This window comes from Streptomyces sp. RPA4-2 (assembly GCF_012273515.2).
GTDB lineage: Bacteria > Actinomycetota > Actinomycetes > Streptomycetales > Streptomycetaceae > Streptomyces > Streptomyces kaempferi.
This window is the reverse complement of sequence record NZ_CP050975.2, coordinates 9,015,241-9,028,962: the sequence shown is the minus strand read 5'-3', so window position 1 is coordinate 9,028,962 and position 13,722 is coordinate 9,015,241. Positions and strand designations below refer to the sequence as shown.

The window sequence follows — 13,722 nt, the reverse complement described above, 5'->3', positions numbered from 1 at the left end:
CGTCAGGCAAGCCGGGCGTCAGCGGTAAGGCGGGCCGTATGCAGCAGGGATGCCCAGGCGGCGGTGTCCGTGAAGTCGCCGGTGCCGGCCGGGACGGTGTCCATCACAATGCGGTCTGGGCGCAGCAGGACGGCGTCGACTCGGCCGTGTGCCAGCCAGCCGGCCAAGGTGCCGTCGTCGCCAAGGTCGTCGGCGCGGATCATCGGGGCGCCCAGTGCCGTGGCCACGGCCGTCATCTGCGCGGTGGCTGGTCCTGCGGTGAGGACGGCGAAGGACTTCCCGAGGAGGTCATCGAGGCGCACTCGCCTGCCGTCCTGCCGTACCCAGGGCTGTGGGCAGAAGGTGCCGGCGAGCACGCGGCCGGTCAGTCTGGGGCGGCGGCGTACGAGTGGGCCGGCCGTCAGGGCCGGGCTTAGGTCGCGGCTCACCGCCGCGGTCACGCCGGGAATGCGGCAGGCCGTCCCCACGACGGCCCGGCGGAGCGCCGCGCTGCGGTCCTGTCCGCCGGTCATGGCCCAGCCCATGGCGACCGCCATGCGGATCACATGGCGGGCGTGTGGCTTGCGCTCGCGTTCGTAAGTGTCCAGCAGCCCCTCGGGTGCGCCTTGTTGGAGGACGCGTGCGAGTTTCCAGGTGAGGTTGTAGGCATCGCGCAGGCCGGTGCACAGGCCCTGCCCGACGAAGGGCGGGGTGAGGTGGGCGGCATCGCCCAGCAGGAAGACGCGCCCTTTGCGCCACCGGTCGGCGAGGCGGGCTCGGAAGGTGTACTGCGCCTGCCGTATCACCTCGAAGTCGTCGCCCTGCGAGGCGTCGGACGGCAGGTCCACCCAGGGGGCGACCAGCTCGCGCAGGCGCTCCCATCCGTCCGGGCCGTCCAGGTTCTGGTCCTCGGCCAGCCGGAACTCCCAGCGGTAGCGGTCCTCGCCGACGCGCATGAAGGTGGCCGGCCGGTCGGGGCAACAGATCTGCTCGACGCCTTCCCAGGTGCGCACCGGGCGGCTGGTGCGCACGTCGATGACCCGCCAGCTCTCCTCGAAGTGCAGGTCCTCCCAGAGGGTGCCGATGGCGTCACGGGTGACGCTGCCCGCACCGTCGCAGCCGAGGACGGCATCGGCCCACAGGTGCTCTTCGTCGTCGCTGCCGTCGCGCCGGAAGGCGACCCGGACCGGACCCGTGGGATCGTTCGGTCCGTTGGTGTCCCGTGCGACGGACTGGGTGACGGACACGACCTCCACCCCGCCCCACAGCTCGCACTCGGGGCGTCGCGCCAGGGCGTCGCGCAGCAGGCGTTCGAGATCCGGCTGGTCGAACATGCTGGTCTGCGGGAAGCCGTGGTGCCCGCGCAGGGACCGTGGGAACTCGCTGATCACGCGGCGCCGGGCGTCCAGCAGCCGCAGGCCGGGCGCCGGGCGGGTGAGGGAGGCGAACTCCTCGTGCACACCTACGCTCTGCAGGATCCGGCGGATCTCGTCGTCCACGACGACGGCGCGCGGCAGCGGGTAGACGTCACGGTGCCGTTCGAGAACGACGCTGCGCACTCCGTGCCGGGCGAGCAGCAGGGCGGCCATCACCCCGACGGGTCCGGCACCGATGATCACCACCGCTCTGCGGACTGTGCCTTTCATGGTGCGTCCGTGACGGGGGTCCGCTGCTCGCCGAGGTCGATGTGGCCGTCCGGGGTGGCGATCGTGGCGGTGATGAGGTCACCGCTGCGCAGGTACTTGGGGTTCTTGGCCTGGCCCTTGAAGAACGCCTTCCACTTCAGTGCGGGCGGCAGCAGCGCGGCGATCTTCTCGGCCGCCTTGGGCGGGGCCTTCAGGGCCGTGCCGCCGGGAGTGCCGGTCAGCAGCAGGTCGCCCGGGTCGAGGGTCTGGAAGCGGGCGAGCAGGGTGAGCGCCTGCGCGGGCCGCACGATCATGTCGGCCAGCGTGCGGTCTTGGCGCGACACGCCGTTGACCGACAGCCGCAGCCGCAGGTTCAGCAGATGGGCGAAGTCCTCGGGCTCCAGCAGGGTCAGGTACGGACCCGTCGGTGTGAAGGTCGGGTAGGACTTGCTCTCGTAGAACTGGGTCTTGGTGAGCTGGACGTCGCGGGCGCTGACGTCGTTGGTCAGGACGAGGCCGGCGACGTAGCGCGGCAGGTCCTGCTCCTCGACGACGGTACCCACCGGCAGGGTCGCGCCCATGACGAGGCCGAGTTCCACCTCGTAGTCGAGGAACTTCACATGCGCGGGACGGATGATCGCATCGTGGGGGCCGCTGACCGAACCGGACGCCTTGCGGAAGAAGGTGGGCGGGATGTCGCCGGTGAATCCTGAATCCTTGGCGTGGCTGCGGTAGTTGACCATCTGCGCGACGACCCGGCACGGGGTGGTGACCGGTGGCAGTGTCACCAGGTCGGCGACGGGCGTGCCGTTCTCAGTGGAAGCGGCGGCTTCGCGGACCGCGTCCCGGTCGGCGAGCAGTTCGGCGGTGGTGCTGGCCTTGGTCTGGATGCGGACGGCGCGTTCGTCCCGGACGACCCACCAGCCTCCCCCACTCTCGGCTTCGCTCGAGCGGGAGGCGCCCCCGGTGGTGCGCAGAACGTTGGTGCTCATGAGCTCATCGCTTTCATCAGGCCCAGCAGGCGTGCGGGGTCGAGTTCGTTGTCACCGCGCAGGGCCGTCATGACCTCGCGCAGCTTGGCGGGGGACGGGCTGGCGCCCAGGAAGTCGCGGGTGACCGGCGGGCCCCACTGGGCCAGGCCGCTCGCCGACATCGGTGCCCAGCCGGGCTCCAGGTCGCAGGAGAAGAGGTCGCCGTCGGCGAAGTGCTCCAGCATGAAGTGGTCGGGATCGCGCCAGTAGTCGAACAGCTGGCTGCCCTGGATGTGCCGGCCGATGCCCCAGCTGCGCTGGTAGCCGCGTTCGGCCAGGTACTCCCCGCCGGCGGCGATCGAGTCGAGGTCGGTGACCTGGTAGGCCGAGTGGACGTAGCCGGTTCCGGGCCCCAGGTGCAGGGCCAGCGTGTGGTGATCGACCGCCGCGCTGCCCTGGTCGCACCGGATGAACGCCATCGTCGGCCCGCGCCCGCGCTGCCCGTCGAGGAACAGGAAGTCGGACACGATCATCCCGAGGGTGTCCAGGTACCAGTCCAGGGTCCGGGCGAACACCCGTGATTCCAGCACTACATGGCCCAGCCGCTGGATACGGGACGGCTCACGGGGCGGCCGCTGGGTGGTGTTCGTACGGCGATGGTCGGTACCGAAGTTGAGGATCAGCGGCTCCTGCTCGGGCAGCGCGGGCAGCTGCTCGGCGCAGTGCACGACCCGGACCGGCAGGCCCGAGGGGTCGAGCAGGGCTACCTCCTGGCCCCCGCCCGGTACGCCGATGTCCCGGACGGTACTGCCGGTGGCGCGTGCCAGCCGGTCGAGGTCGGCGCGCTCGGCCGCCCGGAACGCCGGCCCGATGAACCGGGACGCACGCCCCCGCCGAATGACCATGCAGGGTGAGCCTGCGAAGGTACCGCGCAGCCACAGCTCCCGCTCGGTGCGGGCGGCGATAGCGAACCCGAAGTCACGTGCGAAGACCTCGGCCCGGTCCAGGTCCGGCTTCTCGAACTCGAGCCAGGCCAGATCCGCCGCCTTGATCACGGGGTTCCGGGAACGTCCTGGGTGCTCTCCGCGCAGGGCGCCCTGCTCACTGTGGAGGTCTTGGTGGGGCGTCCGGGGATCGGCCCTGTTAACGGGGGTGTGGGACATGGTGTCCTCCAAGCAACACTGCTGTAATGAGGAAATCATCAACTTTGGCGATACCCATCGTCAATAGAACGAGGCAAATAATTGAGGATCTCATCAGTAATGGCAGACTCATCGCGATGGCGGTTACACTCGGCGTATGCCGACGTCAGCCCCGCCCAAGAACCGCTTCGAGCGGCGCCGTGCCGAGACCCGTCACGCGCTAGTCCGCGCGGCCCGGCAGATCCTCGCCGAGACCGGCGACACCAGCGCCAGCATCCAGGCCATCGCCGAGCGTGCGGACGTCGGTTTCGGCTCCTTCTACAACCACTTCGAGTCCAAGACGGAGCTGTTCGACGCCGCGGTGACCGACGCCCTGGACGAGTTCGGGCAGGTCATCGACGAGCGGGTACAGGACATCGCCGACCCGGCCGAGCTCGTCGCCGCGGGTTTCCGGCTCACCGCCCGCATGGCCGACTCCCACCCTGAGCTCATGCGGATCCTGCGCGACCGCGGCCTGGCCTACATCCACTCCGATCGCGGACTCGCCCCGCGAGCTCTGCGCGACCTGGAGAACGGCATCGCCTCGGGTCGCTTCACCTGCCGCAACGCGACGACCGCCCTGTCCGCCCTGGGCGGCACGCTGATGTCCCTCGTGGCGCTGCGACTGGCCCGCCCCGACCTCGACGGGGACGAAGCCGCCTCGGACCTGGCCGAGATGGTCCTGCGCATGCTGGGCGTCCCGGCGGACGACGCCCACCAGGTGACCCGGCGGCCACTGCCCGGCCTCGATTGACCCGAGCACCGACTGCGCCAGGCCCCGTGACCACCGGCAAGGCCGTCGGCGCCATCCCGCCCGCCCATCGCCGCGCGGACCCTCGACCACGACCAGCCCGTAACCCGTTTCCCCCGGCCACCACGCCACCGGATGCGGCCAGCTGACGTTCGCGATCCCCCAGGGCGGCGTAACGTCGTGACAGTGGACTTCACCGCGGACAGTCTTCTGTCACGTGCCGCGCATGAACTCAGCCCGCGAGCGGACGAGCTGGTCCACGACGTAGTGCAGTGCCTGCGACGCGAGGTCCCCGAGCTGTGGGACGAACCGGACATCGCACGGATGACGGGGGAGAACGTCGCCGAGCACGTCCGCGCCCTACTTTTCGGCATCGCGCACGACGTTGAGCCACGGCGGATCCATCTGCCGGCTGCCGACGCGGAGCGCGCGCGCCGGCTGGCTCAACATGGGAAGCCGGTCACAACGCTGCTGCGCGCCGTCCGGCTCGCGCAGGGCCTCATCCTGGACAAGCTGCTCGAAGAGCTGCCCCTGCTCACCAGCGATGCTGAGACGATCAGCGGCGCGGCACGCAAGTTGATCACGCTGGCGACCGAATACACGGACCGTACATCGGAGAGGGGCGTCCTGGCCTTCCAGGACGAGCGGGACCGCCAGGTGCAGTGGCGTCTGTCGGTGGTGAACGAGGCAAGCATGCGCGTCGGGACGACCCTGGACATTGTGCGCACCGCCCAGGAGTTGGCGGACCTGGCCACGGAGTGTCTCGCCGATGCCGTCACCGTCGACCTCCTCGACACGCCCTCCGGAGACGAGCCTTCGGCGCTGGGCACCCGCATGCTCCGCCGGGCCGCCCAGCGGTCGGTGACGGACGGATTCCCCGAGACGACCTGCCTGGAAGCGAACTCCGGTGAACCGTTGGTTCGGCCAGAGCAGCTCCACAGGTATCCGGACGGCTCCCCACAGGCGCAGGTCCTGGTCACCGGGCAGCCCTCACGGCACCACCCCGCCCCGTCCACATCCATGCTGCTGATACCGCTGTGCGCGCGTGGCACCACGCTGGGCGTCGCGCAGTTCCTCCGGCACAGGCCCGACGCCTACGGGGACGAGGACCTGCTTCTCGCCCAGGAGATCGCGGCCAGGGCTGCGGTGGCCGTCGACAACGCCCGCCGATACACGCATGCGCGCGCCACGGCCCTCGCCCTCCAGCGCAGCCTGCTCCCACGCGGCACACCCGAGCAGTCTGCCGTCGAGGTCGCCTCCCGCTACCTGCCCGCTGCCGCCCAGCTCGGCGTGGGCGGCGACTGGTACGACGTCATCCCGCTCTCCGGTGCCAGGGTCGCACTCGTGGTCGGCGACGTGGTCGGCCACGGCATCCAGGCCGCCGCCACCATGGGCCGGCTGCGGACCGCTGTACGCACCCTCGCCGACCTCGATCTGCCACCCGACGAACTCCTTACCCACCTGGACGACGTCGTCATCCGTCTGTCCGGCGAAGTCTCTGCCGAAGCCACCGTCGAGACGGACACCGAAGCCGCGGGAGACCTCGGGGCCACCTGTCTGTACGCCGTATACGATCCCGTTGCCGGCTGCTGCACCCTCGCCCGCGCAGGCCACGTGCCGCCCGTCGTGATGACTCGGGACGGAACCGCCAGCATCCTCGAGCTGCCGGCCGGCCCACCTCTCGGAGTGGGCGGCCTGCCGTTCGAGACGGTGGAGATCGATCTGCCCGGGGGCAGCCTCATCGCCCTCTACACCGACGGCCTGGTCGAGGCCCTCGACCACGACGTCGAGGCAGGCATCACCCGGCTGTGCCAGGCCCTCGCGCAGCCCTCCACCTCCCTGGAGGCGAGCTGCGACGCCATCTTCGAAGCGCTGCTGCCGGCAGAGCGACCCCACGACGATGTGGCTCTCCTCCTGGCCCGCACCCACGTCCTCGGGGACCGTCAGGTCGCCACGTGGGATGTGGATGCCGACCCTGCCGAGGTCGCCCGGGCCAGAGCGTGCGTCTGCGAGCAGCTCAGCACCTGGGGACTGGAGGAACTCGTCTTCACCACGGAACTTGTGGTCAGCGAACTGGTCACCAACGCCATCCGTTACGGTCGGCCCCCCATCCAGCTGCGTCTCATCCACGACCGCACGCTCATGTGCGAGGTCGCGGACGCCGGCAGCACGACTCCGCACCTGCGGCGGGCCCGTGTCTTCGACGAGGGCGGGCGAGGCCTGTTCCTCGTCGCCCAACTCGCCGAGCGCTGGGGAACGCGTCATGCCCGACGAGGCAAGACGGTCTGGGCGGAGTGCGGCCTGGGTGCGCCGGACCTCTTCTCGGAAGCGGAAGCGCTGGGGTTGGACAGCCTTCCGGGGGCTCTGTGAGCGCCAACCTGCTAAGGGCTGTCCCGTAATCCCCGGTGGATCAGCGCGCGGCGTCAGATGCGGTGCATCGCAAGGCGGAGGGTCGTCCTCATACTGGGCGTATTCGGGCGATCCGACAACGCGGCGAGGTGCCGTAGCTGTCGTCGTGCGCCCGCCGGGGATTACGGGACAGCCCTTAGGCACACCGGATCCGATCGCGAGGTTCTTCGCAGGCTCGCCCGGCCGACGATGCAGCACCAGTCGGCATACATCCGGACGGGTACAAAAGGTTCCCTGGCGGGCTCGCTCTGCACTCGCCCCCGAGGCGGTGTGCCCGATACACGAACACCGAAAAATGTGGGCGCCGGTGCTCCCTCAAGCACCGGCGCCCACTCACCCCTGCCGGAGGTGGTCTTGGTGAACTTTCTGTTCGGGCATCAGGGGACGAGGATGAGGCGGATCGGATCGCCGATCTTGTTCTCCAGGCGGTTGACCGCGGCAGCGGCCTCGGCGAGCGGGATGTGGTCGGTGATGGACGGGGCCAGGTCGAGACGGCCGACCTCGGCCAGCCGGACCAGCTCGGTGACGGATTCGGGAGTGCCGCCGTAGTGGCCGCGGACCTGCTTGCCCAGGTAGTTGAAGGTCAGGCCCTCGCTGATGGTGATCGGCCTGGGGCTGATGCCGACCAGGATGAGGACCCCGTTCAGGCCCAGCGTGGCGGCGGCCTGCTCACGGACCGCCGGCACGCCGGCGCAGTCGAAGGCGAAGTCGAGGCCCCGTCCGCCGGTGGCCGCGTGGACCTGGTCTGCGAAGTCGGGGGCGGCCGGGTCCAGGGCGAAATCCGCACCGAAGGCCAGGGCACGCTCCCGGGCGCCGGGCAGCGGGTCGACGGCGATGATCGGCGCCGCGCCGGCCAGGCGGGCGACGCGGACGTTGTGCGCGCCGACACCGCCCACGCCCCAGATGCCGACGGACTGTGCGGGGCGCACCCCCGCGGTGGCGACGACGGCCGCGTAGGGGGTGGAGACCGCGTCGGGGATGATCGCGGCCTGGTCGAAGGGCAGGCTGTCGGCGATGGGGATGAGGGTGTCCTCGCGAGCGACGGTGTACTGGGCCCAGCCACCGTCGTAGTCGATGCCGGCGGTGAGCATCTGGGTACAGGGGCGGCGGCGCACGCAGCCCGCGCACTGTCCGCAGGTCTTGCCCGCCTCCAGGGTGACGCGGGTGCCGACGGTCAGGCCGCGCTTGAGGTCGGGGCCGAGGGTGTGGATCACTCCGGCGACCTCGTGGCCGACGGTGACCGTGTCGGAAGTGGCGAAGAGGGGGACGAGGGAACCGTCGATCAGGTGGACGTCCGAGAGGCAGACGCCTGCGGCCTTGACCTCGATGAGGACCTCGCCCGGGCCGGGAACGGGGATGGGTACTTCCTCCACGGCGAACTTCTTGCTGTCCAGGTGGAAGCGTCCGGCGAGCATGGTGTCCATGGGGGCTCTGCTTTCTGTGAGCGGCACTCAGGCGGTTCGGGCCGGTGGGTGCCGTGGGGTGCCTCGCGGGTGAGTGGTGGCCGGGAGGAGTGCGGGTGTCAGGAGGACCGCAGGCCTCCCGGCGTCTGGGGGCCTAGGCGAAGACGTCCTGCTGGTAGCGCTCGTCGGCTTCGAGCTGGGCGAGCCACTGCTGGGCGGTCTCGTCGTCGCTGCCGGTGTGCCTGCGGTAGATAGCCGCGAGCGCCTCGCGCACGGCGGGTGCCATGCGGCGGCCGTCCCCGCAGACATAGACGTATGCGCCGTTCTGGATGGCCTGCCACACGGTGTCGGCGGCGCCTGCGATGGCGTCCTGGACGAAGCGGGCCGGGTGGCCGGCCACTGCGGAGAAGGCGGTGTGCACCTGGGCGATCCCGGCCTGCTCCCAGTCCTGCATCTCCTGGCGGTAGAAGTAGTCGTGCTCGGGGTGGCGGCAGCCGACGAAGACCTGGGACAGGCCCACCTGGGTGCCGTTTTCGTGCTGGTGGGCTCGCTCCTCCAGGAAACCGCGCAGCGGCGCGATGCCGGTTCCGGGGCCGATGAGGATCAGCGGCGTGGCGGGGTCGGCAGGCGGGGCGAAAGTCGGGGAGGGCACGCGCACATAGCCGTAGACGACGTCGCCGGGATTGAGGCTTACGATGTAGGAGGAGCAGGTGCCGCGGTATCGGCCATCGCCCGACAGGGCCGGTCCTTCCAGGAGGCCGACGGTCAGGCGCACGTGCCGGGGGTCGGCCAGTGGGGAGGAGGAGATGGAGTAGAAGCGGGGGCGGATCGGGCCCATCATCTCCAGAGCGACCGCCAGCGGCAGTTCGACCGCGGGGAAGCGCTCCAAGAGGTTGAGCACGGAGACGCGCTTGCCCAGGACCTCGGTCTGGTAGCGCTCCTCGGCCTCGGCCGTGTCGGCCGTATATGCCTGCAACTGGGGCCGGGTCCACGGGCACTGGGTGTGCTCGGCCAGCGCCTGTATCTGGGAGCGGGTGGCCACGTCCTGCAGCTCCACGAACTCGGTGAAGAGCAGCCCTGCGGTGACAGGGGTGCCCACCGGAAGGTGGGTGCGGCCGCCTGCGGGCTGGTCCAGGCGCAGGACCTGGTCGCGGTCGACGCCGAGCCGTGCGAGGGCGCGGTTGACCAGCTGCGGCTCGTTCTTGGCGAAGACGGCCAAGTGGTTGCCGGTGTCGTAGGTGACTCCGTCGGGGAGCTCGACGGTGATGGACTTCGCGGCCGGGCGCGGGGGCTCGATGCTGAAGTCCCACAGGCCGGTCGCGTCGCTGACGAGTTCGTCGTTGGCCACGACAGTGAGGGGGTAGGCCTGTTCTGAGACGATCGCGGGGCGCACGTCGGCTTCGGTGAGCAGCTGGACCTGGAAGCGCGGCCCGGTGGTTTCGGAGGCGTCGGCGGCGTACTCCTCGGCCAGGGTCGTCCACAGGGTGTTCATCCATCGGCTGGCCATGCCGTCGAAGTCACCGGCGGCATCGGCGATGCCGCGCTCGATGACGCGGGTGGCGCCGGCGGCCAGCAGGCCCGCCTCAATCCGCTTGGGAAAGCCCTGGTAGGTGGCCACCCACTGGGTGTTGCCGGCACCCAGCAGTGCGAACCGCACGTTCGACAGTGAGCCCTCCGGGAGGCCGGCGGCGAGCAGGTCGTCGAAGCGCTGCGCGTTGTCCGGGGCCTTGCCGTTGTAGCTGGAGGCCACGACGACGAGCAGTCCCTCGGTGGGGAGGTTGTCGCCCAGCTCGTCCAGGCCGACCAGGGTGGTGCCGAACCCCGAGCGTTCGCCGCGGTCGGCGATGGTGCGCGCCAGGTCCTCGCACGAGCCGAGGCTGGAGCCGTAGGCGACGGTCAGGTTCACCCCGACACCGCTGACCGCGACCTGCTGCCGCGTGTCGTCGGTCTGCAGGTCCGCGGCGCCGAAGACGGTGCGCTCGTGCTCCTGGCGGGCGCGCACGACCAGTGTGAAGTCCCCGGGCTTGCGCGTCAGCGCCTCCCGAACGTCCATCTTGTAGTCGCTGGGGTCGGAGAACTTGAACTTCTGCAGCACCAGCGCGAGGGCCAGGCGCGCCTCGGTGAGCGCGAACTGCCGTCCGATGCAGGCCCGCACGCCGTTGCCGAACGGCTTGTAGGCATGCGGGTGGTGGTCGACCCGGTTCTCCGGCAGCCACCGGTTGATGTCGAACTCCTGCGGCCGCTCCCACGCCTTGGGATGGGTGTGCAGCGGGCCTTCGAGGATGTTGACCCTTGTTCCCTTCTTCAGCCCGTAGCAGCCGCCGATGACGGTGTCCTCCAGCGGGGACTTGCCGATCAGGGGGATGGGGGCCCACAGGCGCAGGGTCTCCTCCAGAATCCGCGGGATCACATCCATCTGCATGATCGTGTCGTAGTCCGGGACCGTGTTGCCCGGCATCAGCCGGTCCACCTCGGCGTAGGCTTGGGCCAGGACGTGCGGGTTGCGCATCAGCGAGTACGTGGCGAACGAGAGCAGGCCGCTGGTGGTCTCGTGACCGGCGATCAGGAAGGTGACCACCTGGTCACGGACGTTGTCGTCATCCAGCCCCTTGCCGGTCTCGGGGTCCGTGGCCTGCAGCATCAGCCCCAGCAGGTCGTCCTCGCCCGTGCCCCTGCCCTCGCGGCGCTCCTTGATCACATTTCCGACCAGGTCCCGCATCAGCTGGACGTTCTCGCGGTATTTCTTGTCGTCCGCCTTGCGGAGCTTGGTCATCATCGGCAGTTCCTGCGAGCGCCGCAGCGACTCCACGAGCGCCTGCAGCAGCGCGTTGAGGAAGGGGTGCAGATCCTCCTTGGCGAAGGAGTCGAACCGGTAGCCGAACCCTGACAGGGCGATCGTGTCCAGGGTGAGCCGGGTGTAGTCGTCGGTGATGTTGACCGGCTGGCCCTCCTTGCTCCCCCACTTGCCCGCCAGGTTCTGGGCGATCTCCAGCATTTGCCCGTAGTAGGCCTTCATGGCTCGCTGGCTGAACGCCGGCAGGAGGATCCGGTGCGCCATGCCCCATTCCTCCTCGTGCTGGTGGGCCGTGAACAGGCCCGCACCCGTGAAGTCCCGGACATGGTTCAGCGGCGTCTTCTCGATCTGCTTGTAGAACCGCGTCTCGTCGCAGACCTCGGCCACCAGGTCCGGGTCCCAGACGAAGACCTGTTCGATGCCGGCGATCTCCATGCCATAGAGACCCTCGGGAAACTGCTTGGACAGCTCGCCGAAGTACTCCACCGGGTTGGTGCTGGGTATCTGCGGCGTGTGTCCGAAGAACGGGACCCCGCGCGGAGACCGGATGGGTCGCAGGCCGGTCTCGGGCTGTGTGGACATGGCTTGCTCCTTTGTGCAGGGAGGGGGCAGGGGCGCCGGCGGAAACCGGGCGAACGACGGAAACATACGCCGTATGGAATTGGTACCATACGGCGTATGGAAAGTCGACCCCAAGCCGGGCGATGACTCCACCACCTGGACCGTTGCGCGATCACACCTGCTTCCGTACGACGTACGAAACTGGTACCGTACGAAGTATGGAAAAGGCGAAGCGTCCCCCGCGAGGAACGAGGAAGAGAGAGGTGCCTCTGACCGAGGCCGGCATCTACGCTGCCGCCGTGCAGCTCATCGATACGGATGGGGTCGAGGCGCTCACCATGCGCAAACTCGCGACCGTCCTTGATGCGAACCCGATGTCGCTGTACCACCACGTACCGAACAAGGACGCCCTACTGCGCGGCGTAGCCAGAATGGTCGGCGCCCAGTTCCGCACCGTGACACTGGAGGACGCTCCGTGGCAGGAGCGCATGCGCCTGCTCGCCACGGACTTCCGGACGCTGGCACACCGCCACCCCAAGCTCATGGCGTATTCGTTCAGCCACCAGGCTGACTTCATCCAACCCGAAGATCCGTTCTGGGTTTCGCTCGCCGCGATCCTGGATGCCGCCGGGGTGCCGCACTCCGAGTTCCCGCAGATCGCCGCCCTCGTGTGCGCCGTCATCACCGGAGTCCTCAGCGCCGAGCTCAACGGCGCGCTCCGCCAGTGGTCCAGCCTCAAGCCCCCCGCTCTCGGCGAAGACGGACTCACCGGGCCGAGCCACGACGAAGTCGAGGTCTTCCGCCTGGCGCTGGACACGATCATCACGGGCCTGGAAAGCCGGCTTGCAGTCGGTGACGGCAGTCTGGGCGCCGACCATTGAGTTCGCAGTCCTGAAAGTGTTGCGTCGAAGATCGGGCGGCGGCCGCGCAATGCCGCCCATCAGGTCCAACGACCTGGACGCGCCGGGCAGCCTGTTCTTCGGACACGTCTGCGCCCCCGTTATCTTTTTCGCGGTCCTGCAAGAGGACCGCCGGCCTCCGGGCCCGGCATGACTGTTCCCCCCTGTCGAGCGGATGACCTGGGGGTGGTGTCACCGGGCCCGAGGGGTGCCGTGGGAGACGCTGATAAGAGGTCCGACTACCGCCTGGCCGGGCGCAATGCCCGGCAACTCGAGGCGGCAGGCCTGCATAACGTAGATGCACGCATACGGCGCCATCGCCCTGGCCAGCACTGCACGAGCCCCGTTCGGGAGGATGGGTTGTACGACATCGACGAGATGGGCGTCTTCCTCGGCCTGGAGGTCGGCAAGAGTGCGCATCACGGGCACGGGCTCACCCGGGCCGGCAAGAAGGTCTTCGACAAGCAGCTGCCCAACAGCGAGCCGAAACTGCGAGCCGTCTTCGACAAGCCGGCCGCGAAGTTCGGCTCCGTGCACGTCGTCGTGGACCAGCCCGCCTCCATCGGAGCCCTGCCGCTGACGGTCGCCCGGGACACCGGCTGCAAGGTCGCCTACCTGCGCGGGCTTGCCATGCGGCGGATCGCCGATCTCTACCCGCGCTCCAGACGTCGCCGCTCCGCCTCTGTCAGATCCCCTCGACCAGTCACACAAGAGCCAACGATCCAGTGGGCGACTTGGGTGCGGTCAGCACCTGCGATGCCACCAAGCCAACCCCGGCTCTGCCGTTGGCTCGTGATGCGTTCGCCCGAGGAGCATCGCGTCCAGGCACGCTACCTGCACACGGAGTTCGCCGGCGGCCCTCGGTGGAAGCATGAACAGAGCCTCTTGCAGCTTGTCCCGGGCCCAACCCTCACCGCAGTACGGGCAGGTGAATTCAGCCTCCCACTGCCTCCACCGGCGCTTCGTGCCGTGAACACGCACGGACCACACGCTCAGTGCCACCGCCACGATGCCCGGAGACAATCGTTCCCGTTCGAGCACACGGACGGCAGCATTCGCCGCGCCCGACAGACCTGGGATATCGCGATACCGCACCCAGGGGCTTCCCCAGCCGCGTTTCCGCGGCCGAAGCGAGGCTGGTGATCTACG

At 69.4% G+C, this 13,722-nt stretch carries 8 protein-coding genes and 1 pseudogene; 4 read left to right on the top strand and 5 right to left on the bottom strand.

Annotated elements, in window-relative coordinates:
* Window positions 1–2: 2 nt before the first annotated feature.
* The 3 genes from HEP85_RS39740 to HEP85_RS39730 are packed head-to-tail and all read right to left on the bottom strand — an operon-like array spanning window position 3 to window position 3,738.
* Window positions 3–1,625, bottom strand: a complete 1,623-nt coding sequence (locus HEP85_RS39740; RefSeq protein ID WP_168532164.1) for a bifunctional 3-(3-hydroxy-phenyl)propionate/3-hydroxycinnamic acid hydroxylase — start codon at window positions 1,623–1,625, stop codon at window positions 3–5.
* The gene (locus HEP85_RS39735; RefSeq protein WP_248002317.1) at window positions 1,622–2,596 is read right to left on the bottom strand and encodes a fumarylacetoacetate hydrolase family protein; all 975 of its coding nucleotides are present in this window, start codon (window positions 2,594–2,596) and stop codon (window positions 1,622–1,624) included. The genes HEP85_RS39740 and HEP85_RS39735 overlap by 4 nt, the downstream gene beginning before the upstream one ends.
* Complete coding sequence (locus HEP85_RS39730; RefSeq protein WP_168532163.1) at window positions 2,593–3,738, bottom strand: VOC family protein; 1,146 nt, start codon at window positions 3,736–3,738, stop codon at window positions 2,593–2,595. The genes HEP85_RS39735 and HEP85_RS39730 overlap by 4 nt, the downstream gene beginning before the upstream one ends.
* Window positions 3,739–3,874: 136 nt before the next feature.
* Between HEP85_RS39730 and HEP85_RS39725 the strand changes: the two genes are divergently transcribed.
* Both HEP85_RS39725 and HEP85_RS39720 read left to right on the top strand, forming a co-directional pair.
* Complete coding sequence (locus HEP85_RS39725; protein WP_168532162.1) at window positions 3,875–4,510, top strand: TetR/AcrR family transcriptional regulator; 636 nt, start codon at window positions 3,875–3,877, stop codon at window positions 4,508–4,510.
* A 183-nt stretch (window positions 4,511–4,693) separates the two neighbouring features.
* Window positions 4,694–6,877, top strand: a complete 2,184-nt coding sequence (locus HEP85_RS39720) for a SpoIIE family protein phosphatase (protein WP_248002316.1) — start codon at window positions 4,694–4,696, stop codon at window positions 6,875–6,877.
* A 416-nt stretch (window positions 6,878–7,293) separates the two neighbouring features.
* Here the strand turns inward: HEP85_RS39720 and HEP85_RS39715 are convergent, their stop codons facing one another.
* Together HEP85_RS39715 and HEP85_RS39710 are read right to left on the bottom strand one after the other, a co-directional pair.
* Window positions 7,294–8,340, bottom strand: coding sequence for a zinc-binding dehydrogenase (locus HEP85_RS39715; protein WP_369658043.1), 1,047 nt, complete (start codon window positions 8,338–8,340; stop codon window positions 7,294–7,296).
* 133 nt (window positions 8,341–8,473) lie between these two features.
* Window positions 8,474–11,695: a cytochrome P450 gene (locus tag HEP85_RS39710; protein WP_369658042.1), complete on the bottom strand. Its 3,222-nt coding sequence runs from the start codon at window positions 11,693–11,695 to the stop codon at window positions 8,474–8,476.
* A 242-nt stretch (window positions 11,696–11,937) separates the two neighbouring features.
* On the opposite strand from HEP85_RS39710, the gene HEP85_RS39705 reads away from it, so the two are divergent.
* Together HEP85_RS39705 and HEP85_RS39700 are read left to right on the top strand one after the other, a co-directional pair.
* Window positions 11,938–12,555 carry a TetR/AcrR family transcriptional regulator gene (locus HEP85_RS39705; RefSeq protein WP_248002315.1) on the top strand — a complete coding sequence of 206 codons (618 nt, stop codon included), beginning with the start codon at window positions 11,938–11,940 and terminating at the stop codon, window positions 12,553–12,555.
* A 378-nt stretch (window positions 12,556–12,933) separates the two neighbouring features.
* Window positions 12,934–13,230 (top strand): annotated as a pseudogene (locus HEP85_RS39700) (transposase); the annotation flags it as partial.
* Window positions 13,231–13,722 lie beyond the last annotated feature (492 nt).